At 65.5% G+C, this 24,543-nt stretch carries 23 protein-coding genes and 1 pseudogene; 14 read left to right on the forward strand and 10 right to left on the reverse strand.

Going from position 1 to position 24,543, the window contains the following annotated elements; all coding sequences use genetic code 11:
• The 8 genes and pseudogenes from PVW46_RS02140 to bhcA all read right to left on the reverse strand — a co-directional run.
• Positions 1-395, reverse strand: a pseudogene (locus PVW46_RS02140) (C4-dicarboxylate ABC transporter); the annotation flags it as partial.
• 322 nt (positions 396-717) lie between these two features.
• A complete protein-coding gene (iolG, locus tag PVW46_RS02145; RefSeq protein WP_069210374.1) occupies positions 718-1,710 on the reverse strand; it encodes an inositol 2-dehydrogenase in 993 nt (330 codons plus the stop codon).
• A gap of 186 nt (positions 1,711-1,896) precedes the next feature.
• Positions 1,897-2,187: a putative quinol monooxygenase gene (locus PVW46_RS02150; RefSeq protein WP_043145410.1), complete on the reverse strand. Its 291-nt coding sequence runs from the start codon at positions 2,185-2,187 to the stop codon at positions 1,897-1,899.
• 70 nt (positions 2,188-2,257) lie between these two features.
• Entirely contained in the window at positions 2,258-3,226 is a 969-nt protein-coding gene (locus tag PVW46_RS02155) for a 2-hydroxyacid dehydrogenase (protein WP_069210384.1), read from the reverse strand.
• Positions 3,227-3,346: 120 nt separating this feature from the next.
• Positions 3,347-4,339 carry an iminosuccinate reductase BhcD gene (gene bhcD / locus PVW46_RS02160; RefSeq protein ID WP_083242392.1) on the reverse strand — a complete coding sequence of 331 codons (993 nt, stop codon included), beginning with the start codon at positions 4,337-4,339 and terminating at the stop codon, positions 3,347-3,349.
• 93 nt (positions 4,340-4,432) lie between these two features.
• Entirely contained in the window at positions 4,433-5,596 is a 1,164-nt protein-coding gene (gene bhcC, locus PVW46_RS02165; RefSeq protein WP_274574383.1) for a 3-hydroxy-D-aspartate aldolase BhcC, read from the reverse strand.
• A 72-nt stretch (positions 5,597-5,668) separates the two neighbouring features.
• Positions 5,669-6,643 carry a beta-hydroxyaspartate dehydratase BhcB gene (gene bhcB, locus PVW46_RS02170; RefSeq protein ID WP_069210372.1) on the reverse strand — a complete coding sequence of 325 codons (975 nt, stop codon included), beginning with the start codon at positions 6,641-6,643 and terminating at the stop codon, positions 5,669-5,671.
• 10 nt (positions 6,644-6,653) lie between these two features.
• Entirely contained in the window at positions 6,654-7,844 is a 1,191-nt protein-coding gene (gene bhcA, locus PVW46_RS02175) for an L-aspartate--glyoxylate aminotransferase BhcA (protein ID WP_069210371.1), read from the reverse strand.
• A 178-nt stretch (positions 7,845-8,022) separates the two neighbouring features.
• Here bhcA and bhcR point away from each other — a divergent pair, with 178 nt between their 5' ends.
• Together bhcR and PVW46_RS02185 are read left to right on the forward strand one after the other, a co-directional pair.
• Positions 8,023-8,844, forward strand: a complete 822-nt coding sequence (gene bhcR / locus PVW46_RS02180; RefSeq protein ID WP_069210370.1) for an HTH-type transcriptional regulator BhcR — start codon at positions 8,023-8,025, stop codon at positions 8,842-8,844.
• A 111-nt stretch (positions 8,845-8,955) separates the two neighbouring features.
• Positions 8,956-9,552, forward strand: a complete 597-nt coding sequence (locus PVW46_RS02185) for a Hint domain-containing protein (RefSeq protein WP_069210369.1) — start codon at positions 8,956-8,958, stop codon at positions 9,550-9,552.
• A 5-nt stretch (positions 9,553-9,557) separates the two neighbouring features.
• On the opposite strand, the gene kynU is transcribed toward PVW46_RS02185, so the two are convergent.
• Together kynU and PVW46_RS02195 are read right to left on the reverse strand one after the other, a co-directional pair.
• Positions 9,558-10,748: a kynureninase gene (gene kynU, locus PVW46_RS02190; protein WP_069210368.1), complete on the reverse strand. Its 1,191-nt coding sequence runs from the start codon at positions 10,746-10,748 to the stop codon at positions 9,558-9,560.
• Entirely contained in the window at positions 10,745-11,605 is an 861-nt protein-coding gene (locus tag PVW46_RS02195; protein ID WP_069210367.1) for a tryptophan 2,3-dioxygenase, read from the reverse strand. Before PVW46_RS02195 ends, kynU begins: the two co-directional genes overlap by 4 nt.
• A gap of 273 nt (positions 11,606-11,878) precedes the next feature.
• On the opposite strand from PVW46_RS02195, the gene PVW46_RS02200 reads away from it, so the two are divergent.
• From PVW46_RS02200 to PVW46_RS02255, 12 genes are all read left to right on the forward strand, one after another.
• Complete coding sequence (locus PVW46_RS02200) at positions 11,879-13,204, forward strand: serine/threonine-protein kinase (RefSeq protein ID WP_069210366.1); 1,326 nt, start codon at positions 11,879-11,881, stop codon at positions 13,202-13,204.
• 16 nt (positions 13,205-13,220) lie between these two features.
• Positions 13,221-14,114, forward strand: coding sequence for an FHA domain-containing protein (locus PVW46_RS02205; protein WP_069210365.1), 894 nt, complete (start codon positions 13,221-13,223; stop codon positions 14,112-14,114).
• A complete protein-coding gene (locus PVW46_RS02210; RefSeq protein ID WP_069210364.1) occupies positions 14,107-14,988 on the forward strand; it encodes a PP2C family protein-serine/threonine phosphatase in 882 nt (293 codons plus the stop codon). The genes PVW46_RS02205 and PVW46_RS02210 overlap by 8 nt, the downstream gene beginning before the upstream one ends.
• Complete coding sequence (locus tag PVW46_RS02215) at positions 14,985-16,100, forward strand: hypothetical protein (RefSeq protein WP_069210363.1); 1,116 nt, start codon at positions 14,985-14,987, stop codon at positions 16,098-16,100. Before PVW46_RS02210 ends, PVW46_RS02215 begins: the two co-directional genes overlap by 4 nt.
• Positions 16,101-16,147: 47 nt before the next feature.
• Entirely contained in the window at positions 16,148-18,133 is a 1,986-nt protein-coding gene (locus tag PVW46_RS02220; RefSeq protein ID WP_069210362.1) for a dynamin family protein, read from the forward strand.
• Entirely contained in the window at positions 18,130-18,987 is an 858-nt protein-coding gene (locus PVW46_RS02225; RefSeq protein WP_069210361.1) for a P-loop NTPase family protein, read from the forward strand. The genes PVW46_RS02220 and PVW46_RS02225 overlap by 4 nt, the downstream gene beginning before the upstream one ends.
• A gap of 74 nt (positions 18,988-19,061) precedes the next feature.
• The gene (locus PVW46_RS02230; protein ID WP_069210360.1) at positions 19,062-19,403 is read left to right on the forward strand and encodes a hypothetical protein; all 342 of its coding nucleotides are present in this window, start codon (positions 19,062-19,064) and stop codon (positions 19,401-19,403) included.
• Positions 19,400-20,182, forward strand: coding sequence for a hypothetical protein (locus tag PVW46_RS02235; protein WP_069210359.1), 783 nt, complete (start codon positions 19,400-19,402; stop codon positions 20,180-20,182). The genes PVW46_RS02230 and PVW46_RS02235 overlap by 4 nt, the downstream gene beginning before the upstream one ends.
• Positions 20,183-20,379: 197 nt before the next feature.
• Positions 20,380-21,996: a peptide ABC transporter substrate-binding protein gene (locus PVW46_RS02240; protein ID WP_069210358.1), complete on the forward strand. Its 1,617-nt coding sequence runs from the start codon at positions 20,380-20,382 to the stop codon at positions 21,994-21,996.
• A 132-nt stretch (positions 21,997-22,128) separates the two neighbouring features.
• Positions 22,129-23,058: an ABC transporter permease subunit gene (locus PVW46_RS02245; protein WP_274574397.1), complete on the forward strand. Its 930-nt coding sequence runs from the start codon at positions 22,129-22,131 to the stop codon at positions 23,056-23,058.
• Positions 23,055-23,990, forward strand: a complete 936-nt coding sequence (locus tag PVW46_RS02250) for an ABC transporter permease (protein WP_043145423.1) — start codon at positions 23,055-23,057, stop codon at positions 23,988-23,990. Before PVW46_RS02245 ends, PVW46_RS02250 begins: the two co-directional genes overlap by 4 nt.
• A partial coding sequence (locus tag PVW46_RS02255) for an ABC transporter ATP-binding protein (RefSeq protein ID WP_274574398.1) occupies positions 23,987-24,543 on the forward strand: 557 nt, incomplete at its 3' end. The genes PVW46_RS02250 and PVW46_RS02255, both read left to right, overlap by 4 nt.

Consider the following 24,543-nt stretch of genomic DNA (forward strand, 5'->3'; position numbering starts at 1 on the left):
TGCTCTTCGAACATCTTCCAGTAGGCGTAGGATGTCGCCTCGGCGTCATAGGTCATGAAGGGCAGTTCAAAGACCTCGGTGTGCGGAAAGCGCCCGGGGGTAAACCCGTTCACCGCCCAGACGATGTCGGCCACCCCGTCGATGGCCTGGTCGATCAGCTCGGGCGGGGTGCCGCCCAGCTGCATGGCAGGATAGCGTTCGATTTCGATCCGCCCATTCGAGTCCGCCTCGACCTTGTCGGCCCAGACATCAAGGATCAGCTTGGGCACGTTGGCCTGTGCCGGCAGGAACTGGTGCATGACCAGCGTGACGTCCTGCGCCGCCAAGGGAGCCGCCGACGTGGCCGCCACGAGTGTTCCGAAAATCGCCCCAAGGGCCGCTCTGCGCGTCTTCATCCTGACCTCCCCTTCAGAATGTACCTGGCCTCCGCCAAGACTATGCACAATTTTGCACGCGGTGCATTATATCGCAATGCATTTCCCGCCCGTGCGGTCGGTTTACGACGTCCAAGGCCTTGTGTCCACAGCCTTGAATGCCGCCCCTACAAGGGAACAGCTTCGACGTGAATTGTCCAGAATAATCCACTAGGAAACAAAATTTGCCGCACTGAGAGCGCTCACACCTACGTGAGAGCCGGGATTTGGAGAGGAAATCTGACCGGTTTCGCGGATGTACAAAGGAGGGGCTCGCCCGGGTTTTCCGGGCGCGCCGACAGAATCACACCAGGCTCACGGCCTTGCCAGACTGGGCCGATTCCAGTGCCGCATCCGCCAGTTGCAGGGCTTTCAGCCCATCTTCGCCCGTGGTGGGAAGGGATGTGCCCTCGTTTACCGCAGCGACGAAGGCGGCGATCTCGTTGGCATAGGCGGCCGCGTAGCGGTCCATGAAGAAATTGAGCAGCGGCGGACGACCGTATCCGCCGGTTCCGGCCACCTCAACGGTGCTTTCGTGCCGGTTCGCGGCGGCGGCCATGCCCTCGGACCCGTGCACCTCGATTCGCTGGTCATAACCGTAGGTTGCGCGACGCGAGTTGGTGATCACGCATTGCTTGCCGCTGGCGGTTTTCAGGATCACGTTGACGCTGTCGAAATCGCCCAGTTCACCGATCTCGGGATCGACCAGGACAGAGCCCTGCGCCATGACCGTCACCGGCTCTTCCCCCAACAGCCAGCGCGCCATGTCGAAGTCATGGATCGTCATGTCACGGAAAATGCCGCCCGAAACCTTGATGTAGGAGGCCGGCGGCGGGCCGGGATCGCGCGAGGTGATGACCACCATTTCGACATCGCCGATGGTGCCGTTGTCGATGGCTGCCTTGACCGACATGAAATCCGGATCGAAGCGGCGGTTGAAACCGACCATCAGCTTGGCGCCGGTTTGCTCGACGGTGGCCAGCGCCTGTTTCACACGCTCTGCCGACAGGTCCACCGGCTTTTCGCAGAAGATCGCCTTGCCCGCGCGGGCGAATTTCTCGATCAGGTCGGCATGGGTGTCGGTGGGCGTGCAGATGGCGACCGCCTGCACATCGTCGCTTTCCGCGATCTCGTCGATGCTCCGCAACTCGCAACCATAGCGCGCGGCCATGTCGTCGGCGGCCTGCTGGAACGGTTCGGCCAGCGCGACGAATGCGGCCCCCGGCGTGGCCGAGATCGCGCGGGCATGGGCCTGGCCGATGCGGCCCGCGCCCAGAATGGCAAATCCTAGTGTCATGTCTCTCTCCCTCAAAGGGCCGCCGCGGCGCAATCCTGTGCGCCCGTGCGGTCGGCCCGATATGCCGTCGCTGCCCCCCTGTCGGTCAAGCGGCCCGCCTCGTGGATGCGTGATTTTCTATCAACTCTGAGACGGCGAGGGTCAAAACCTCTCATTTGTATGTCATTCCCTGTCACCGGCCAGATGTCAGCGAAAGACCTCGGCAAAGGTCTGTACCGACTTCGACAGGACCAGCGGATCGCTTGCAGCATCGAAGCTGATGAAATGAGAGGTGGTCATATGCGCCTCGAAGGAGGCCCGGTCATCGTAAATCTCGTAAAGGAACACGTCTTGCGGACGCTCCGGGTCGACGCAGACGTCGAACTGGCGGCAGCCGGGTTCGTCCCGCACCGAGGCATGGGCATTCTGGCGGATCAGATCCAGAAAGGCCGTCTCGGCCCCTGGCTTGATCTCGAAACGGACGGTGACTGCGTACATGGGCGCTCCTCTTTCCGGAGCGCAGGTTAGCCCCCCTGCCCGCCTCGGTCCATGTCACAGGTCAACCCGTTCAGGCCACCCGGTCGCGCGGCGCCTGCCCGGCAAAGAAATCCTCGAGGTTGGCCAGCACGCGAAACCCCATCTCTTCGCGCGTCTCGCGCGTGGCGCTGCCCAGGTGCGGCAGCATCACCAGGTTCGGCGCCGCCATCAGTTCGGGTGCAATCGCGGGTTCGCCCTCGAAAACATCCAGTCCCGCGCCGCCGATCCGGCCCGCCTGCAGCGCATCGGCCAGAGCGGCGGCGTCGACCACCTCGCCCCGGGCGGTGTTGATCAGGACCCCGCCGGGCCGCATGGCAGCCAGCGCGGATGCTCCGATCAGATGCCGGTTCGCCGCGCCCCCCGGGCAATGCAGCGAGATGAAGTCGCTTTCCATCAAAAGCGTGTCGAGACTGTCGACCTGCCGCGCACCGAAGCGGGCCAGCACCTCGGGCGCCACTTTTGACCGGTTCTGAACCAGCACCGTCATTCCAAAGCCGAAATGTGCCCGCTGCGCCATTTCCTGCCCGATGCGCCCGAACCCGACGATACCCAGCACTTTGCCGGAAACCCGGGTGCCCACAAGGTGGGTGGGGCGCCAGCCGCTCCATTGGCCGGCGCGCAGCTCGCGTTCCCCCTCGCCCGCGCGGCGGGCCACCATCAAAAGCAGAGTCATGGCGATATCGGCGGTGCATTCGCTCAGCACGTCCGGTGTGTTGGTCACGACAACCCCCTGCCGCGCCGCCGCCTCGGTGTCGATATGGCTGAAGCCCGCGCCGTAGTTCGCCAGGATACGGGCGCGGGGCGAACCCTCGAAGACGTCCGCGCCCAGGTGGTCCGTGACCGTCGGCAACACCGCGTCATGTTCGGCAAGCGCCTTGCGCAGCGCCTCTGCCGTCATCGGTCTGTCGGCCTCGTTCAGGGTGACATCATACAGCTCGGACAGCCGCGCCTCTACCGCCGCGGGCCAACGCCGTGTCACCAGCACCTTCGGTTTGCTCATGAACTCATCCACCATCGAAAGGGCCGCGTCGCCTATGCCGTCACCCGCAGGCACAATGTCCAACGCGCGGGGCCGGTGCCCCGGTCCCGCGCCTTTCATAATCCGCCAATAGCGAAAGGGCTAGAGGCTGACCCGCTGCGCGCTGCCCTCCTCCTCGGCGAGACGCGCGGCGACGGATGCCACGGCAAGGTCCTGCAGACCGACGCCGGTGCCATCGAACAGGGTGATCTCGTCATCCGAGGACCGGCCAGGATGGGCGCCGTTGATGACGGCACCGATGGGCGTGATGCGATCCTCGGTCAAAGAGCCTTCAGCGATTGCGTGCTGTGCCTCTCCGATGCTGATGGATTGCGCCACCTCGTCGGTAAAGACCGTCGCGGCAGCCACCAGCGCGGCATCGACCTCCTGCTTGCCCTTGGTGTCGGTGCCCATGCAGGCGATATGCGTGCCCGGCTTGATCCAGTCCTTCATCAACAGCGGCTCGAAGGCCGAGGTGATGGTAATGATGACATCCGCCTGGGCGCCCAACTGTTCCTGTGTGACCGCCTCGAAGGGCAGGCCCAGTTCCTCGGCCACGGCGCCCAGTTTCGGCAGCATCTCGGGGTGCGGGTTCCAGGCGACGACCTTTTCGAAATCGCGCTGTTCCGCCGCTGCGCGCAGCTGGAACTGCGACTGGTGGCCTGCGCCGACCATGCCCAGCACCTTGGCATCCTTGCGCGCCAGATGCGCAATCGACACAGCCGAAGAGGCCGCCGTGCGCACTGCGGTCAGGTAGTTGCCCCCCACCAGCGCCGCCAGTTGCCCTGTGTCAGGGTCGAACAGGAACACCGTGGACTGGTGATTGGTCAGCCCCTTGTCCATGTTGCCGGGCCAGTAACCGCCGGATTTCACGCCCAGCACCTTGCCCGCCTTGTCGAACCCCGACTTGAAGCCGTAAAGCGCGTCCGCATAGCCGATTGCCTCGCGCACCACAGGGAAGTTCCAGGCATCCCCCTTGGCCATCGCGCCGAACACGGCCTCGACGGCGTCAAAGGCGTCCTTGCGGCCCACCAGCCGTTCGCATTCCGCCTCGCCAACGATGACAAGGCCCTGTGTCTCGGGCATATCCTTCATCTTTCCTGTCCTTCCAGATCGGATGTGAGGCGCCGGGACAGGGCCCGGCGCTCTTGTCGTTGCATCGGGCCGGGCCCCTGCCCGGCCACGGCCTCAGTAGGCCCGGCCACGTGCCGAGACGGGCCAGAGCGCCTCGACCTTGCCGTTGCGCACACCGACGTACCAGTCATGCACGTTGGCGGTGGGATCGCAGTGGCCCGGCACCAGCTTCAGCTTGTCGCCGACTTTCAGAACACCCTTCGGGTCGGCGATGACGCCGTGTTCGTCCGAGCATTTGACGTATTCCACGTCGTCGCGGCCAAAGATCACCGGCAGGCCGCTGTCGACGGACTGGGCCTTGAGGCCCGCGTCGCAGATCGCCTTGTCCGCCTTTGCGTGGCTCATGACCTGGGTCAGGATGAAAAACGCGTTCTCCCATTCGCCCTGGTCGATACGCTTGCCGTCCTTGTCCAGGATGCGGCCATAGTCCGCGTCCATGAAGGCGTATGAGCCGCACTGAAGCTCGTTGTAGACGCCCGAATTCGACTCGAAGTAGTAGGAGCCGGTGCCGCCGCCAGAGACGAGTTCACATTCGATCCCCTCGGCCTTCAGGCCCTCGACCGCGTCCTTGACCATCGCGATGGCGACGTCGAGTTTCTCCTTGCGGGCCTCGTAGCTGTCCATGTGCTGCATGGCGCCCTGGTAGGCCTGGATGCCGGTAAACTTCAGTCCCTCCGCGGCCTCGATCGCCTTGGCGATCTTCACCACGTCCTCTGTCGTGGTCACGCCGCAGCGGCCCGCGCCACAGTCGATTTCCACGAAACACTCGATCTGGGTGCCATGCTTCTGTGCCGCCTCGGACAGTTCGGCGACGTTGTCGATGTCATCGACGCAGACGATGGTGCGCGCGCCCAGCTTGGGCAGGCGGGCCAGGCGGTCGATCTTTTGCGGGTCACGCACCTGGTTCGACACAAGCACGTCCTTGATGCCGCCACGGGCAAAGACCTCGGCCTCGCTGACCTTCTGGCAGCAGACACCGACGGCACCGCCCAGTTCCTCTTGCAGCTTGGCCACGTCCACGGACTTGTGCATCTTGCCATGCACGCGGTGGCGCATCCCGTGCGCCTTGGCGTAGTCGCCCATCTTCTTGATGTTGCGCTCCAGCGCACCCAGATCCAGCACGAGGCACGGGGTCTGGATGTCCGCCTCGTCCATGCCGATGGCCGCCGGGATGTCAAAGCCGACTTCGTAATCGTCGAGGTTGGTCGCGTCTTTCATGGGGAAACTCCCTTGTCTTGAGGTGGCGGGGCAAGCCCCGCCCTACATTGCGTTACGCGGCGGGACCGGGACTTACCCCAACGTCCACGGCAGCCTGTCCAGATCGACGTTGCCGCCGGTGATGATGACGCCCACGCGCTTGCCCCGGAACAGATCGGGGTTCTTCAGGATCGCGGCCAGCGGCACGGCGCTCGACGGTTCCATGACGACCCGCAGGTATTTCCAGGTCAGCTTCATCGCGTCGACGATCTCCTGCTCGGAGACTGTCGGCACATCGGTCACGAAGTTGGACACGAAATGCCAGGTGTTCTCCTTCAGCGGCACCTTGAGACCATCGGCGATGGTCTCCGGCGCGTCATCGGCGATGATGTGCCCGGCCCTGAAGCTGCGCGCGGCGTCGTCGGCCTGTTCCGGCTCGGCGGCGTAGATCTTTACCTCGGGGGCGAGGTTCGACAGGGTCAGGCAGGTGCCCGAGATCATGCCGCCGCCGCCGATGGGTGCGACAACCGCATCCACGCCGCCGGTCTGTTCCAGCATTTCCGCCGAACAGGTCGCCTGCCCGCAGATCACCCGCGGGTCGTTGTAGGGATGCACGAATTCGCCGCCCGTCGCCGCCTGCACCTCGGCAAAGACCGCCTCGCGGCTGCTGGTCGAGGGCTCGCATTCGGTGATCGTGCCGCCGTAGCGGCGCACGGCGTCCTTCTTGGCCTGCGGCGCGGTGCGCGGCATGACCACGTTGCAGGGGATGCCTCGCCGTCCCGCCGCGTAGCTGAGCGACAAGGCATGGTTGCCCGAACTGTGGGTGCAGACGCCGCGGTGCGCCGCCTCCTCCGAGAGGCCGAAGACCGCGTTGCAGGCCCCGCGCACCTTGAAGGCGCCCGCCTCCTGGAAGTTCTCGCACTTGAAGAACAGCTCTGCGCCGGTCAGGTCGTTCAGGTATTGCGACTGCAGCACCGGGGTGCGGTTGATATGGGGCCGGATGCGCTCATGCGCGGTGCGCATGTCCTCGATGGTCAGCGCTTCGGCCAGGGTCATCGCGTCAAGCATCTTTGCCTCCTCAGGCTGCGGATTTCAGCGCCGCAACGCGGCTGGTCCGGTAGTATTCCTGCGCGGCGGCGACACCGCTGCCCAGGGTAATCGGGTAGTTCAGGTCGGCCATCGCCATCTCGATCGTGGCAAGACCGGACAGGACCATGACGTCGGTCAGGCTGCCCAGGTGGCCGATACGGAAGGCCTTGCCGTCCAGTTGACCGAGGCCCACGCCAAAGGACACCTTGTAGGCGCGGTAGGCGTGATCGGTCAGCGCATTGCTGTCGAACCCCTCGGGGACATAGACTGCGCTCACTGTATCAGAATAAAGGTCCGGCGACTTGGCGACCAGCTTCAGGCCCCAGGCGTCGACGGCGCGGCGCACGCCCTCGGCCAGGCGGAAATGGCGCGCATAGACGTTCTCCAGCCCTTCTTCAAAGAGCATGTCGAGGCTTTCGCGCAACCCGTAGATCAGCTGCAGCGGCGGCGTGTAGGGGAAACCGCCCGTCGCATTCGCCTTCATCATGTCGCGGAAATCGAAGAAGGTGCGCGACAGGCCGGCGGTTTCGATGGCTGCCAGCGCCTTGGGCGAAACGCAGAGGATCGCCATGCCGGTGGGCAGCATGAACCCCTTTTGCGAGCCGCTGACGGCGATATCCACGCCCCAGGCGTCGAACTCGAAGGGCATCGAGGCCAGCGAGCTGACGCAATCGACAAAGAGCATCGCCGGGTGATCGGCCCCGTCCAGCGCGCGACGGACGGCGGCGATGTCCGAGCGGACGCCGGTCGCGGTTTCGTTGTGCGTGGTCAGGACCGCCTTGATCTCATGCGCCGTATCGGCGGCCAGGATCTCGGCGAACTTGTCGGCGGGAACGCCCTCTCCCCAAGGGGTTTCGACGATCTGGACGTCAAGGCCGTGCCGCTGGCAGAGGTCGATCCACTTGTTCGAAAAGACGCCGTAGCGGCCGACAAGGATCTTGTCGCCGGGGCTCAGCGTGTTGGTGACCGCCGCTTCCCAGCCGCCGGTGCCGCTGGCGGGAAAGGTGATGATCTTGCCTTCAGTCGAACCGAAGACCTTTTTCGTGTCTTCCAGCACGGGGGCAAAGGTGTCGACGAAATCCGGCGCGCGGTGATCGCGGGTCTGGATCTGGATCGCGCGACGCAGGCGGTCGGGCATGTTGGTCGGGCCGGGGATGAAAACCGGGTTCTGGTCGGTCATGGCGTGGTCTCCTTCTTGTCACCCAATATCCGCCAAGCCCCCGAGTCGTGCAATTTTCTTGAAAAGCTTTTTCATTTCTGGAAAGGTTATCACAAGCACATGAAATTGAATGATATTCAGTTTCTCATTTTCCACCTTCGCAAATGCAGCGAAAAACTTTTTCGAAAGGTGAACGCACATGAACAGCCCCAAACGCCCCCGCGGCCGCCCCAAGTCCGCCTTCAAGGAAAGCTCTGCCGGAACGCTGCAGGCGCTGGACCGCGCGCTTGGCGTGCTGACGGCCCTGGCCCGGGATGAAGGCACGACCCTGTCCGATCTCTCGCGCGAGATCGACATTCCCACCGCCACCACGCACCGCATCCTGACGACGCTGGAAAACCACCGTTTCGTGACCTTCGACGAGGAACGCCAGGAATGGGCCGTGGGGATAGAGGCCTGGCGCACCGGCACCGCATTTCTGAAACGCAACAGCGTGGTCGAGGTCGGCCGCCCGGTCATGCGCCGCCTGATGAAGGAAACCGGCGAGACGGCGAACCTGGCGGTTCCCGACGGTCTCGAGGTGGTCTTTGTCGGCCAGGTCGAGACCCCGAACCCGATCCGGGCTTTCTTTCCGCCGGGCACACGGACAGCCATGCATGCCTCGGGCATCGGCAAGGCGATCCTGGCCGCGATGCGCCCGCAGGCGCAGCAGCGATTGATCGAGGACATGGACCTGACGCCCTTCACCGCCAGCACTCATGTCACCCTGTCGGGACTGACCGCCGACCTGCACAGCATCGCTGCGCGCGGCTGGTCGCATGACCGAGAGGAGCGGCACGCCGGCATGTCCTGTATCGGGGCCGCGATCCTGAACGACCAAGGCGAGCCCTGCGCCGGGATTTCGGTCTCTGGCCCGACGGTCAGGTTCAGCGGCGAAGGCATCGCGGACCTGGGCCGCCGCGTGGCCGAGGCCGCCCAAGAAATCACCGACCTGTCCGGCGGCGCGATGCGCGACGTCTGATCCTTCGAATCCGGATCAAATTCTGCACGTTTCGCGAGGTCGCGTTGGCCAAATCTCCACCTCTCGGGCCGAGGCTGCGGTCATTGCATCACGCCTCGGGTCGGGGAACCAATGGAACGCAGCGCCTTTCCTGCTGGGCTGGACATTCTGTCGGCAGAGCCTGTCTCGCCGCCCGACCACGTCCCGACGCCGCCTGTCGCCGTCGGCGGCTTGCTCATCGGCACGCGGATCAAGACGCTGCGAGGCCATGACCGAATCGAAGGTCTGCGCCCGGGAGACAGGGTACTGACCCGCGACAACGGCTATCAGGTTCTGCGCGGCTGCCTGCGGATCCGGCCCGAAACGGCGCAGGGGCACGCGGCGCCGGTGCGCCTGCGCAAAGGAACGCTTGGACGTGGCACACCGGATCGCGCCTTGCGCGCGGCCCCGGCCCAGAGGCTGCTGATCGGCGGACCGGCACAGGACCAGCGCGAGCTTCTGGTCGAGGCTTCGCGCCTCTGCACCCTGCCCGGCATTGCGCGTCTGTCCGGCCCCGGTGCTGGGTTCATCCAACTGCTGTTCGACCGGCATGAACTGGTCATGGCAGATGGCGCCTGGTCGGAAAGCCTGCCACCTCCGGGCAGCGCATCCTCCGACCTGGCCCGTTCGGTGATCCGGGATCGCGACCTGCGCACCCTCTTCCTTGGCAGACAGCGTGGCGCGGGCTGACCGGCTCAGGTCACGCGGGACTTTACCTGGTACTTCGGATCGCGCCAGGTCTCGTTGCCCAGCACATCTTCCATCACGTCGACGGCGGCCACCACGTCGCCCTCATCGATGTAAAGCGGGGTAAAGCCGAAGCGCATGATGTCGGGCGCGCGGAAATCGCCGATCACGCCCCGGTCGATCAGCGCCTGCATGGCGGCATAGCCTTCCTCAAAGGCGAAAGAGACCTGCGACCCGCGTTGACCGGCCTCGCGCGGAGAGGCGAGTTTCAGCATCGGACAACGCGCCTCGACCTCGGCGATGAACCTCTCGCAAAGCGCGACGGATGCAGCGCGCAATTCACCCATCTCGACCCCCTCCCAGGCATCCAGTGCCGCGTCCAGCACCGCCAGTTGCAGGATCGGCGGCGTGCCCACCCGCAGGCGTTCGGTGGACATGGCCGGACGATAGCCCGGTTCCATCGCGAACGGCGCGGCATGACCCAGCCAGCCCGACAGCGCCGGCTCGACATTCTCCACGATGTCGGGACGGGCATAGATGAAGGCCGGCGCCCCCGGCCCTCCGTTGAGGTACTTATAGCTGCAGCCCACGGCGAATTCGGCATTGCAGGCGGTCACGTCCACGGGCACCGCCCCGGCACTATGCGCCAGGTCCCAGATCATCACCGCGCCCGCCGCATGGGCGCGTTCGGTGATGGCCTTCATGTCGTGCATCCGCCCGGACCGGTAATCCACCTGCGTCAGCATGACCACGGCCACCTCTTCGGTGATCGCCTCGGCCACGTCTTCGGGCGCGGGAGTGCGCAGTTCATACCCTTTGTCGATGGTGCCGATCAGTCCCTGCGCCATGTAGAGATCGCTGGGGAAGTTGCCCGCGTCCGACAGGATCACGCGCCGATCCGGGGTCATCTTCAGCGCCGCGGCCAGTGCCTGGTAGACCTTGATCGACAGCGTGTCGCCCGTGGCCACGGATCCGGCAGGTGCGCCGATCAACCCGCCGATCCTGTCGCCGACCTTCGCCGGCAGCGCCATCCACTCGGCAGTGTTCCAGGCGCGGATCAGCTCCTGCCCCCATTCGCGGGTCATGACCTCCTGCACGCGCTCGGTCGCTCCTTTCGGAAGCGGTCCAAGGGAGTTGCCGTCGAGATAGATCACGCCCTCTGGCAGGTCGAACAGGTCCTTGCGGGGCAAAGTGGTCATAGCTCTCCTCTCAGGTGCCAGAGTTCAGGGAACAGTTCGACGCTCAGCATCCGGCGCAGGTAGGCCACGCCAGAGGTGCCCCCGGTGCCGCGCTTGAACCCGATCACCCGCTCCACCGTAGTGACATGGTTAAACCGCCAGCGGCGGAAGTAATCCTCGAGGTCGACCAGCTTTTCCGCCAGCTCATAAAGCGTCCAGTAGCGGTCGATGTCTTCATAGACCACTTTCCAGCGCGCCCGGATCTCGTCGCGGGCGGCATGGGGGCTGTCGAGTTGCGGCGCCGGCATGGCGCCTTCGTCCCCATCGACGGTGCGGAAAAGCAGCGCGACAACCTCGTCGTAGAAACTGGGCCGGGCCAGTTCCGCCTCCAGCGCGGCACGCACCTGCGGAAGGTGCTCGTGCGGCTGCATCATGTGGGTGTTCCGGTTGCCCAGGATGTATTCGATCATCCGGTACTGGTAGGACTGGAACCCCGACGACGGGCCCAGCGCCTCGCGGAACCGGGTGTAATCGGCGGGCGTCATCGTGCGCAGCACATCCCACTGGTTGTTCAGCTGTTCGAAGATCCGGCTGACCCGCGCCAGCATCTTGAACATCTTGGGCGTGTCCCCGGTCAGCAAGGCATCCCGCGCCGCGCCCAGTTCGTGAATGGCCAGCTTCATCCAGAGTTCCGATGTCTGGTGCTGGATGATGAACAGCAACTCGTCATGCGCGCCGCTCAGGCAATGCTGCTGGTCCAGCAGAGCGTCGATATGCAGGTAGTCGCCATAGGACATGGCGTCGGCAAATCCCATCTTCGCGCCATCACTGGACGGGTCGAAGGCGGTGTCGGGGTCTTGATCGCTGGATGTGCTCATTTCCGCGCCACTTTTCGCCAGATCGTGAACCTTGGCAAGACGGCATGACGCGGGGGCACGGCAGGACAGGGCCGGCACCGCGCGGGGCGAGTGCTTCGCGAACTGTCGCAATTACTTATAAAGATTGAACTTCCTTCGATCCAAGGGACGCATTTTCGTCCCAATTCAGACACCGCCCGGCCCGCAACGGCTGATGATTTCGGGTTTGAACGCACCCTGCACCGCATCCGGCCCCGCCCGCAGCCTGTCCCGTTCGAACAGGAGTATCGAGGTATGACAGTCCAGTCGCAAATTCCGGTTTCCGAACCCGCCGAGACCCTAGGCGACGGTCTGCCGCCGGGCACGACCCTGTGCAACGGACAATATACGGTCGACACCTACCTGAATTCCGGCGGCTTCGGCATCACCTACCTGGCCCGCGACAGCCTGGGGCGCCGTGTCGTCATCAAGGAATGTTTCCCCAACGCCATCTGCTGCCGCCGGGGCGAGGACGTCCGCCTGCGGTCGAAAAGCTACGACATGGACTTCACCCGCGCGGTCGAGCTGTTCCAGAAGGAGGCGCGCGCGCTGGCGCAACTGCAGCATCCCAATATCGTCGGCGTGCACCAGATCTTCGAGGCCAACGGCACCGCCTACATGGCGCTGGATTTCGTCGAGGGAACGGACCTCTTCGACCTGCTGGACCAGCACCCCGACGCGCTGACGCCCGAAGCGGTGCGCGAACTGGCGGTTCTGCTCCTGCAGGCGCTCAGCTACGTCCATCGCAACGGCATCCTCCACCGCGACATTTCCCCGGACAACATCCTGCTGGACACGATGGGCACGCCGGTTCTGATCGATTTCGGGGCCGCACGGCAAAGCGCGACACAGGCCAGCCGCGTGCTGTCGCGGGTGCACACGGTCAAGGACGGCTATTCCCCGCAGGAATTCTACATCGCCGGCAGCGCGCAATCCCGGTCCAGTGATCTCTATGCCCTGGCGGCGACCTTCGTCCACCTGATCGAAGGCAGCCCGCCGCCAAACAGCAGCCTGCGCCTGGCGGCAGTGGCCGAACAGCGTCCCGATCCTTTCCGCCCGCTGTCCGGACGCTTTCCCCAACACGACCCACGCCTGTTGGCGGCGATCGACCGTTGTCTGAACCTGTTTTCCAAGGACCGGTTGCAAAGCGCCGACGAATGGTTGGATGCGCTGGCAGGGCGGCGCCCGTCGCTTCTTGCCCCCGCTGCCCCGACACAGGCGCCAGAGCCATGCGTCGCCGCCCCGCCCGTCGACCCGGAGATCGAGTCGAAGATCGCCGAAATGGTGGCCAGCAACCACGCCGCCATCGCCGAGGACGGCGACGCGCGCAGCGCCCCCGTCAAGCGCGCGCCCCGTCCCGATCCCGAAGAGGCAAAGCGCGCCGCGGAACGCGCGTACTGGGCGATCCTGAACGAGGACCCCGCCGACTGGGTCAGTGAAGCCGAACCGGAACCGCCGGAAGAGGAGGCCGCGGAAGAAGAATTGGCCCCGCCGCCACCGCGCCGCCGCCGCTTTTCGCTGAGCGCACTTCTATCCTGGTCCGGCAGAGGTCGGCGGCAGGCGCTGGAAACGAACCTATGAGGAAAGGGTGAAGGACATGCAGGGTATCAAGAACCTGATCGCGCGGAGACGCCCGGTATCCGATCCCGCGCTGGACACGCCTTCGCAGGATGCGCCCGCGCGCGACCCCTGGGATGATCTTGCCGGGCGCATGGCGACCGAACAGGACCCGCGAAATTGCGACATCGACAGTGCCCGCGCCGCACGCAACCATGTGCCCCGACCGGAACGACCACAACCGTCACCGCGACAGGAATGGGCCGCGCCCGCGGCGCCCGATGCGGTGGACCTGCCCCCGCTCGACCTGGACGCAACCGCCTCCGCCAGCCCCAGGATCTGGGACCTGGAACCGGAGGACACGGTAGCCCCTGCCCCGCCGTCGTCCCCCGGCCCCGAATCCTCGGCGCTGGCGCGCAGCGCCTCCGCGATGGGTACAGAGCCTCAAGATGCCCCAAGGCCCAGTTCGCAGCGGGTCAAGACACGGCTGCTGGGGTTCCACGCCGAGCCCGCCGGTCCGGACCCGATGGCCGCCCCCGCCGCAAGTGCGCCGGGCGCCGAACCCTTCTTCCCCATCGGCTGGATCGTCGTGATCGACGGACCGGGCCGCGGTGCCAGCTTTACGCTGACTGCGGGCCTGTCGACCGTTGGGCGCGATCCGGACCAGACCGTGACCCTGGATTTCGGCGACAGTGCCATTTCCCGCGACCGACACCTGGCCATCGCCTACGACGAGGATGACAACCGCAGCTATATCGGCCACGGCGGCAAGGCCAATATCGTGCGCCTGAACGACAAGCCCCTGCTCAGCACCGAGGAATTGCACGACGGCGACACCATCCGCATCGGCAAGACCCTGCTGCGCTTCGTGGCCTTCTGCGGCGAGGGCATGTCCTGGGCCGGCCCTGAAGATGGGGCGCAGGACAATGGCTGAGCTGGCCACCGACGCGGCCTCGGGCCAGTTCCTCGGGCTGCGCAGCCGGCAGGAAGACGCGCTGATCGCGCAGTTTCCCGAGGGCGGCTTGCCCGGGCTGGCCGTGCTGTCGGACGGCATGGGTGGTCATGATGACGGCGACCTCGCAAGCCGCATCCTTGTCAGCGAGATGTTCGCCGAGCTGTACCTGGCCGCGGCCCGCGCCTCCTTGCAGGGCGATCCCGGATTTCGCACCGCGCTGGACAGCGCCAACGCCCGCTTGAAACAGCATATCGACGCGGAGTGCATCAGCGCCGACACCGGCGGGACACTCGTGGCCCTGCGCGTGGACGCCGCCGGGCTGCGCTGGCTTTCCGTCGGGGACAGCCCGCTGTACCTCTTTCGAGACGGCGCGTTGCGACGTCTGAACGTGCTGCATTCGATGGGCGCGCAGCTGGATCTCATGTCGGAACGCGGCGCGATCACGCCCGAGGCCGCCCGTACCCATCCCCACCGCCATTGCCTGACCTCCGCCGTCACCGGCCAGAGCGTGCCCCTTGTCGATTGCCCGGCAGAGGCGCTGGCGCTGGAACCCGGGGATATCGTCCTGTTGGCCAGCGACGGGCTGAACGTGCTCGACGAAGGCGAGATCGCGCAGATCCTGCGGCGGCGCCCAGCGACAGAGAGCGCCGCTTTGACCCGCGCCCTGCTGGCTGCGGTCGAGACCAAGAAAGCGGACCAGCAGGACAATGTCTCTCTGGTCGTGATCCGCATGCTCCTCAGTCCCCGCACGGAGCTTTCGCGCCGCGCCAGATCTTTCGCCGTGAAATGGCCCCGGCTCGGGATGGACGGGCTGGCGGGACTGGTGCCGCTCAAGCGGAGAGCCGGACAATGACCGAGGCCGATCGTGCCCAAACCCTCGCCGGGCTGCGGGCCCTCTGCGCCGATGCCCGCCTGTCCGCGAAGGCCCGCGCAAGTTGCGCTGCTCTGGCCGAGAAACTGGCGGCCCCGGTTCGCATCGGCATTCTTGGCCTGCCCGGGGCCGGAAAGCGCAGGATCCTGGCGGCCCTAGGAGGCCTGCCCCCCGAATTGGCACAACAAACCTTGCCGACGCTGGAGCTGCAACCCGGTGCAGCCCCGGGGACCAGAGCCATGCTACCCGACGGCCGCCGGATCGAGGCCGAGGGCCTGCCCGCACCCGATCTCCTTGCCCAGGCGCCCGTGTTCCTGCAGATCGCATCCCCCGATCCGGCCCTGTCGGGACGACGCCTCTTGATGGTTGTCACCGACACCAGCGCGGCAGACCTGCGCGCCGGCCTGTCCTGGGCCGCGCCGCGCGTCGACCTTTCCCTCTGGTGTTCGCAGGACTGGAGTGATTTCGAACGTGAACTCTGGCAGGCGGCCCCGGAGCGGCTGCACAATCACGCGCTGCTGGTCTTGACTGGCAGGCAATCGCCTGCCGCAGCCGCAGACGCGGACTTCGACGGGCGGTTTAAGGTCGACCCCGCCTCCGCCGAAGGGCTGGCCCCGCTGATCGCGCATCTTGACCAGGTGATCCGGGACGCCAGCCAGCAGGACATCCACGCAGCCCAGATGCTCTTGCATCGTTACGGTGCCCCTACGCCCCCTGCACCGGCTGCAGCGAATAAACCGACGGCACAGGTCATTCCGCATCCCGCAGTTCTCCCGCCGGAGGCCGCGCGCGACCTTGCCCGGGTCTTTCACGCGGTCCGCGACACGGCCAACGACCTTGCCACGACCCTTGAGGGAGCATGCGAAGAAGATGCACTCTTCGACGCTTTCGAAGCGGCATTCACCCTGCTGGCCGACAAGGCCGCCGGGGCCGACAGCCTGCAGGAACATCTGCCCGACCTCGTCGCGCGGTTCGACGAGGCCCAGGACCTCGCCCTGCTGCTGCGGATCGAGGGCGGCGCCGAGCAACTGGCCGATGCCGCGCAATTGCTGCTGCAGGTCCGGCAGGATGTCGAGCAGCACATGGCCGCCTGACGGTCGGAAAAGGTCCCGCAAGAGGATACACAGGTGAGACAAGACGCATGACACAGGTTTCGACGGACCCGATCGCAACGCCACCCAGGGCCTTTGACGGTTTTTCCGCCCTTGCCGAACGGCTGGCCGATCTGGACCTGCGATTTTCCGAAATGGCGCAATGCGGCGAGGAGAGCATCGCCCATCAGGCCCGCGAATACCGCCGCCAGATCCGTGCATTCGAACCCTCGGTAACCTTCATCGGGCAAGTCAAGGCAGGCAAGACCACGCTGGTGAACGCGCTCACCGGCTGGCCGGACCTGCTGCCCGCGGATGTGAACCCCTGGACCTCGGTCGTGACCTCGCTGCACATGTCGCCGCAGCTGAAACCGCAGGACCGCCGCGCCGCCTTCCGGTTCTTTACCAACGAGGAATGGGACCACCTGATCCGCCAGGGTGGCCGCGTGGGCGAAATCGCCGCGCGGGCCGGGGCGGACACCGAGCTGGAAAAGGTCCGCGCGCAACTGGACGAGATGCGCGAGAAATCCAAGGCACGGCTGGGGCGCAAGTTCCAGATGCTGCTGGGCCAGACCCATGACTACGACACCTTCGACCAGGAGCTGATCCAGCGCTACGTCTGCCTTGGCGACGATTTCTGGGAAGAAGCGGACGGCAGCCCCGACCAGGGCCGGTTTGCCGACATCACCAAGTCCGCGGACCTCTGGTTCCCCGGGCCGGACCTGCCCCTGGGCCTGTGCATCCGCGACACGCCGGGCGTCAACGACACCTTCATGATCCGCGAACAGATCACCATCAACGCCCTGCGCGGCAGCCGGCTTTGCGTGATGGTCCTGTCGGCGCAACAGGCGCTTTCCTCCGTCGACCTGGGCCTGATCCGGCTGATATCGAACGTGAAATCGCGCGATGTCATCATCTTCGTGAACCGGATCGACGAGCTCGCGGACCCGGTCAGCGCCGTTCCGGAAATTAACGCCAGTATCCTTGCCACCCTGCGCCGGTTCGATGGTCCGCAGGAGGCCGAGATCATCTTCGGCTCCGGCTACTGGGGTCATCACGCCGTTGCGGGCCGCCTTGACGACCTGGGCAGCGACAGCGCCGAGGCGCTGGTCAGCTGGGCCGAGGCACATGTCACCGGCGCACTGGCCCATCTGCCTCCGCAAGAGATCATCTGGCAGCTTTCCGGCCTGCCCGCCCTTGGCGACGCCATTGCCCAGCGGGTCGAACAGGGGGTGGGCGCTCGCCTTGAACAGACTTTGAACGTGGCGCTCGACAACCTGCAGACAGGCAAGGACATCAGCGTGCCCCGAGACGGGTCCGGCAGGTTCGAACCGCGGCAGCCGACGATGGCCGCGCCGGACATCGCCCACCAGCTCGACCGGATCGAGGACCGCGCCTGCGCGGCGCTCGAGTCCCACCTGGCCCGGATGCACGAAGCCTTTGCCAACCGGTCCGACAATGCGCGCCGCGCCTTCCTCGGACGGGCCACAGGGTCCCTGGTCAAGCACCTCGAACACTACGGCGAAGGCGAGGTCTGGACCTACGATCCCTCCGGGCTTCGGATGCTGTTGCGCAGCGCCTACAAGGTCTTTGTCCAGGGTGCGGGCAAGGCCGGGACAGAGGTCCTGGCCGGGGCGGCCGAGGACATCGGCGCGCTCTACCGGACGGCCTTCGCGCTGGAAACCGACGGACCTGCGATCAAACCGCCGCCGCTGCCATCGGCCCCCGCACCAATCAGTCTTGGCCAGACCATCGCATTGGACCTGCGGGGCAGTTGGTGGGCGCGCTTCTGGCGGCGTCAACGTGGCTACCACGCCTTTGCCGACGACTTCTCGCGCCTGATCCACGAGGAAACGAAACCCGTGGTCGAGGCCCTGCACCACCAGTGCGCCGCGCCATTCTCGCAAGAGCTGCGCAACACGCTGACCGGGTTCATCCAGGGTCAGCGCGACATCCTGACCGGCCTGACCCTGGACAGCGCCGTATCTCCACAGGCCACAGCCCCCAGGAACCGACTGCAGAGGTCCGCATCATGACAGACGATCGTCCAACCGACCCGGGCGCCCGCAAGCCGCGCGTTGCCCTGATGGGTGAATTCAGTGCGGGCAAGAGCACCCTGGCCAACCTTCTGCTGGGACAGAACAGCTCTCCGGTACAGGTCACGGCCACGCAGCTGCCGCCGGTCTGGTATCAACTGGGCGCCCCCGGTGCCCAACGCGTCGGTACGGACGGCAGTGCAACGCCCCTGCCCGCCGAGGACTGGACAGCGGTATCGCCCGAGGACACCCGGATGATCCTGGCCCGGCTGGACGCGGATATTCTGCAGGCTTGCGACCTGATCGACCTGCCCGGAACCTCGGACCCGAACATGGCTCCGGATTTCTGGGATGCCTTCCTGCCCAAGGTCGACCTGGCGATCTGGTGCACCCCCGCCAACCAGGCCTGGCGCCAGTCCGAGGCCGCGCTCTGGGAACAGGTGCCGCCGCAGCTCTGGACAAAGAGCCTGCTGCTGATCACCCGCATCGACAAGATGCAAGGAGAGCGGGACCGGGCGCGCGTCGTCGCGCGGGTCCGGTCCGAGGCCGGGGCCCTGTTCCGTGACGTCCTGCCGATTTCGCTGACCGGCGCGCTGGCGGGCCGCGACAATGACGAAGTGCTGGAGGCGACCGGCGCCGCCGCCCTGGTGCGCTTTCTCTGCCACGCGCTCGAGGGGCTGGAGCCACCTGCCCCGGTTCAGGCTCCGCGCCGTGCCACACCAAGATCGGCGACCATACGGACCGCGCCCCCGCCTTCTGCCGGTGCCGGGACCGAGCCAAGGATCGTACCGCGCCGGATCACACGCAGGAAATCGCCGGACGCCCGGCCAAGGCCGGAACATCGTCAAGCCTGATCCCTGGAACACCTCCCGAGGTAAGGCGACCTTAACCCCGCAGGGGTCATGACAGGGACAGCAGAGGCTACCCGATGACCCGTGACGATCTTGCCAGGTTCCGTGCCGGTTTCGCCCATTGCGAACTGGTCATGCTCGCCGACACCGCGGCGGGCACCGTCCTGACGTTCGACAGCGCGATCCACCAGGGACAGGAACGCCTGGACGATCTCTGCGCCACGGCCTGCGCCCTCTTTCGTTCGGACTTGCCTGCCCGCGGCATGGCCGTCCTGAGTGGCCCGCGGGGCAGCCGATTGTTCCTGCAAATGCCCCGCGACCCGACCGAGGTGATCTGTGCGGTCCTCGGCCCCCGGGCCGACCTGCCCGCGATCTGCATGGCGGCAGGGCGCCTTGGCGATACGGAAAACATGACATGACCGAGCATCCTTCGATTGCGACCATCCTGTCCCGGGCTGCGGCCCTGGGCACCGACAGCCAGGACCTCGCCGCCGCTACAGCCGAAGAGGCGCGGGGTTTTGTCCTGGACGCGATCGCCGCCTGCATCGCCCCGCGTGAACTGACGATCCTCGACGGGGGCAAACCGCTGTTGCGACTGGAGGCGGCGGCAGGACAGCTGTCGCGTTTGCTCGACCTGCCGGACCCCGCCCCTGCGGAGGCGCGGGCCCTGTCGGGTCAGCCGCTGCGGATCGCCGACGCAGACGCCGTGGCCCGTGCCCTTGCCCGGTTGCTGCCCGGCGACCAGCGGTTGCAATGCAGGTCCACCCCGCCCGCGCAGCCGCCCGATCCCACACACCCCGGCATTGGCGTTGATGCGCTCCTTCGGCAGCTTGGGCTGATCCCGCCGGACAGGGCGATCCAGGACCGTTGGGCCTATCTTCTCGGCGCCGCGGAGGAGGTACTGATCGCCATCGCGGACCCGGGACAGGCCCCCCGGCAGATTTGCCCCGACCGCCCCATGACCGCAACACTGGAACGGCAGTTGCAGGCCCTTCTGGCCCCACCGGCGCCCGGGATCAACCTGCTGGACAAAAATGAGATTCTCTTCTTCACCCTCAAAAGCGATCCCGATATGGCCATCGGGTTGGCACAGGACGGCCCCGCCCCCCGCGCCCTTGTCATCGAGGCCGGGGCAATGGCGGAGGTCGCTGCCTTCTGGGCCAGCCTCTCGCATGTTCCGGTGGCTGGCGCCCCCTGAAAACCGCTTCTGACAAAGCCGGCTGGCACGGTCGCGACACGCTCCCGCCGCCCCGCCCTTTTCGCCCCTTGACCTCCTACCGCGTTTCATCCCACGGTTGACCCGACGACGGGCCTGCAGGCACCCAGAAAAGCCTTTGCAAGGTCCGGCAACTCGGGCACGCTTTGCCGCAAGAGCATCCAATCCAGGGGAGAACCATGAAGTATCGTTCCGCGATCGTTCCATTTCTTTTGTCGACCACGCTGATGACGGCCGCCTTTGCCGCCGACGTCCCCGAGGGCACCCAGCTGGCCGCCGACCAGACCTTCACCTACCGTGTGCTTGACGAATTCTCCTCCTTCGACCCGCAGGTGGTCGAAGATGTGAACGGCTCCGAGGTCGTGCGCGACCTCTTCGAGGGGCTCTACAACCAGAACGCCGACGGCGAGATCGTGCCCGGCGTCGCGCTGAGCCACACGGTCAGCGAAGACAACATGACCTACACCTTCACCCTGCGCGACGATGCCAGGTGGTCGGATGGCAAGCCCGTCACCGCCGGCGATTTCGTCTATGCCTGGCAGCGCGCGGTGGATCCGGAACTGGCCTCGCCCTACGCCTGGTACATGGAACTGATGTCGATTCAGAACGGTGCCGCGATCATCGCCGGCGAAAAGCCGATCACCGACCTCGGCGTCTCTGCCCCCGACGATCACACGCTGGTCGTGCACCTCAGCCAGCCGCTGCCCTATTTCGCCAAGATGGTCACGCACGCCACGACCTTCCCCTCTCCGAAATGGGCGATCGAGGAGCACGGACAGGAATGGACGCGGCCCGGCAACATCGTGTCGAACGGCGCCTATGTCCTGACCGAACACGTCCCCAAGGAACGGTCGGTGCGCGAACGCAACGAGATGTACTGGGACAATGACAAGACCGTGCTGGAACGGGTCGTGACGCTGGTCATCGGCGACGAGGCGCAGGGCCTGACCCGCTGGCGTGCGGGCGAAGTCGACAAGACGGATATCCCGTCCGGCCAATACCCGACCCTGAAGGAAGAGTTCCCCGACCAGGCCTATGCCCTGCCGCGCCTGTGCAACTACTACATGACCTTCAACCTCAAGGACGGCCCCGAGCCGTTCCAGGACGTGCGCGTCCGCCAGGCGCTGTCCTACGCGCTGGACCGTGACGTGATCGTCGACCGGGTGCTGCAAGGCGGGCAATTCCCGGCCTATACCTTCACCCCCGGCGCCACCGACGGCTTCGAGATCCCCGAGGTCGACTATGCCAACATGACCCAGGCGGACCGCGACGCGAAGGCCAAGGAGCTGCTGGCAGAGGCGGGCTATGGTCCGGACGGCGATACGCTGTCCTTCACCTATCTCTACAACACCTCCGAAAGCCACCAGCAGATCGCCATCGTGGCCAGCCAGATGTGGAAGCAGAAACTGGGCGTCGAGGTGACGCTGGAAAACCAGGAATGGAAGGTCTTCCTCGAAACCCGCGGCAACCAGAACTTTGAGCTGGCGCGCGGCGCATGGTGCGGAGATTACAACGAGGCCTCCACCTTCCTCGATCTGCTGACCTCGCAGTCGGGCTACAACGACGGCAAGTATTCCAACGCGCGTGTCGACGAACTGATGGCAGAGGCCAAGTCCTCGCAGGACGCCAGCCCGCTTTACTTCGAGGTCGAGGAAATCCTGTCGCAGGACATGCCGGTGATCCCGATCTACCACGCCTCGATCAACATGATGCTGAGCGACCAGATCATGGGCTGGCCGGTCAACAACGTCGAGCAGAACTGGTACGCCAAGGACCTCTACAAGGTCGCCGAGTAAGCGCCGCGCCGCTTTCCCGCATCCCCTGCCCCGGACCAGATCCGGGGCCTCTGCCCGGTATCACCGGCGCAGGGGTCCCGGGTCAGGCCCGGGACGGGGCCATCTTGCTCGAACCCCAGGTCCGGTTCCCCCATGTTCAACTACACCCTGCGCCGATTGCTGACGGTGATCCCGACGCTCCTGGTGCTGATCGTCTTTTCCTTCTACCTGATGCGGCTGGCGCCCGGAGGGCCATTCACCTCTGAAAAGCCGCTGCCGCCCGCGGTGATGCAGAACGTGCTGGAACGCTACGGCATGGATCAGCCGCTCTACGTCCAGCTCTGGACCTATATCAAGAACATCGTCTTCCACTTCGACTTCGGGCCCAGTTTCGCCCAGAAGGACCGCACGGTGAACGACGTGATCGCGCAGGGGTTTCCGGTCACGCTGACCTATGGTTTCTGGTCGGCGGTCTTCGTGCTGGTGCTGGGCATCCCGCTGGGAATCGTCGCCGCGCTGCGCCACAACAGCCTCTGGGACTACACGATGACGGGCCTCGCCATCTTCTCCCAAATCTTTCCGAATTTCGTCCTCGCCCCGATCCTCGTGCTGCTCTTCACCCTGTCCTGGGGGCTGTTGCCCGGCGGCGGCTGGAACGGCGGGCAATGGGAATACGTCGTCATGCCTGCCATCGCGCTGGGGACATCCTACATGGCGGGGGTCGCCCGACTGACACGGGGCTCCATGCTGGAGGTGCTGAACGCGCCCTTTATCCTGACCGCCCGTGCCAAGGGCCTGCCGGAACGGGTCATCATCTGGCGGCACGCGCTGAAACCGGCGCTCTTGCCGACGCTGACCTACATGGGGCCGGTCTTTGTCTACATGATCACCGGCTCGGTCTTCATCGACGTGTTCTTTTCCACCGGCGGCATCGGGCAGGATTTCATCGACGGCGCCTATAGCCGCGATTATTCAATGCTGCTGGGGCTGGCGATCCTCTACAGCCTGCTGACCTTCGCCCTGAACCTCATGCTCGATCTGCTTTATGCATGGATCGACCCCAAGGTGCGGAGCAGCCTGTGACCGACGCACGTAAACGCCTCAACTCCAGGGATTTCGCCGACACTGTCGCCGAAGAGATGATCGTTTCGCGGTCGTTCTGGGCGGATGCCCGGCGCCGTTTCCTCGGCCATCGGCTCGCGGTCTTTTCCGTCTTCATGCTGTTGGCGCTGGTACTCTTCGCCCTCTTCGGCCATGCCTTCGCCCGGTGGAGCTTTGAGGAAATCGACTGGAACGTTCTGGGCCGGATCAAGACCGAGGGCGCCCCCAGCCTGGAGAACGGTCACTGGTTCGGCGTCGACGAACTGGGCCGCGACCTCTATGCCCGCGTCGTACAGGGCACGCGCACCTCCTTGATGGTCGGCTTTGTCGCCGGCCCGCTGGCGGTGCTGCTGGGCGCCACGCTGGGGGCCCTGGCGGGCTATTTCGGCGGCAGGCTCGACCAGATCATCACCGGGTTTTACACCATCTGGATCTCGATCCCCTACATCATCTTCTTTGTCGTCTGGCAGGCCTTCTTCGGCCGTTCACTGACGCAGATGATCATCGTCATCATCATCGTGAACTGGACCGCCGGCCTGTTGATCGTGCGCGGACAGGTCATGATGCTCAAACACCGCGAATTCGTCGATGCGGCGCGGATGCTGGGCATGTCCGACCTTGCCATCATCTTCAAGCACCTGGCGCCGAACATCCTCTGGGTGATCGTGATCTATACCTCGATCGTCATCCCGGAGGTCATCATGGCCGAAAGCCTGGTCTCCTTCCTGGGTGTCGGCATCCAGGAACCGAACACCAGCTGGGGGGCGCTGATCTCGGAAGGGGCGCGCACCATGACCTTCGGCACGCTCTGGCAACTTGCCTTCCCCGCCGCCTTCTTCGTCATCGCGCAGGTTTCGCTGTATTACATCGGTGATGGCCTGCGGGACGCGCTCGACCCCAAGGACCGCCGATGAGCCTGCTTTCCGTTGAAAACCTGCAGATCCGCTTTCGCACCGGCGACGGGCTGGTACACGCGGTCAACGATGTCAGTTTCGACATGGCCGAAGGTCAGAAACTCGCTCTCGTGGGCGAGAGCGGCTCTGGCAAGAGCCAGATCGCCCTGGCCATCATGGGACTGCTGGCAAAAAACGCCGAGGTCGCGGGCAAGGTCCGGTTCGACGGGCGTGACCTGCTCAGCCTGCCCGCCTCGCAGCTGAATGCCCTGCGGGCCGCGCAGATCGCACTGATCTTCCAGGACCCCATGAGTTCGCTCAACCCCTACATGACCATCGAGCGACAGCTGGGCGAGGTGGTGGAACTGCACGAGGGCGCCAGCCGGGCCGAGGCCCGCAAACGCGCGCTGGAAGTCATGGAGGCCGTGCGCATTCCCGACGCCAGGAACCGTCTGCGCGCCTATCCGCATGAATTCTCGGGCGGGATGCGGCAGCGCATCGTGATCGCGATGGCGCTGATCTGTCGCCCGCGCCTGATCCTTGCCGATGAGCCGACCACGGCGCTGGACGTCAC

The organism is Mameliella sp. AT18, assembly GCF_028807275.1.
GTDB lineage: Bacteria > Pseudomonadota > Alphaproteobacteria > Rhodobacterales > Rhodobacteraceae > Antarctobacter > Antarctobacter albus.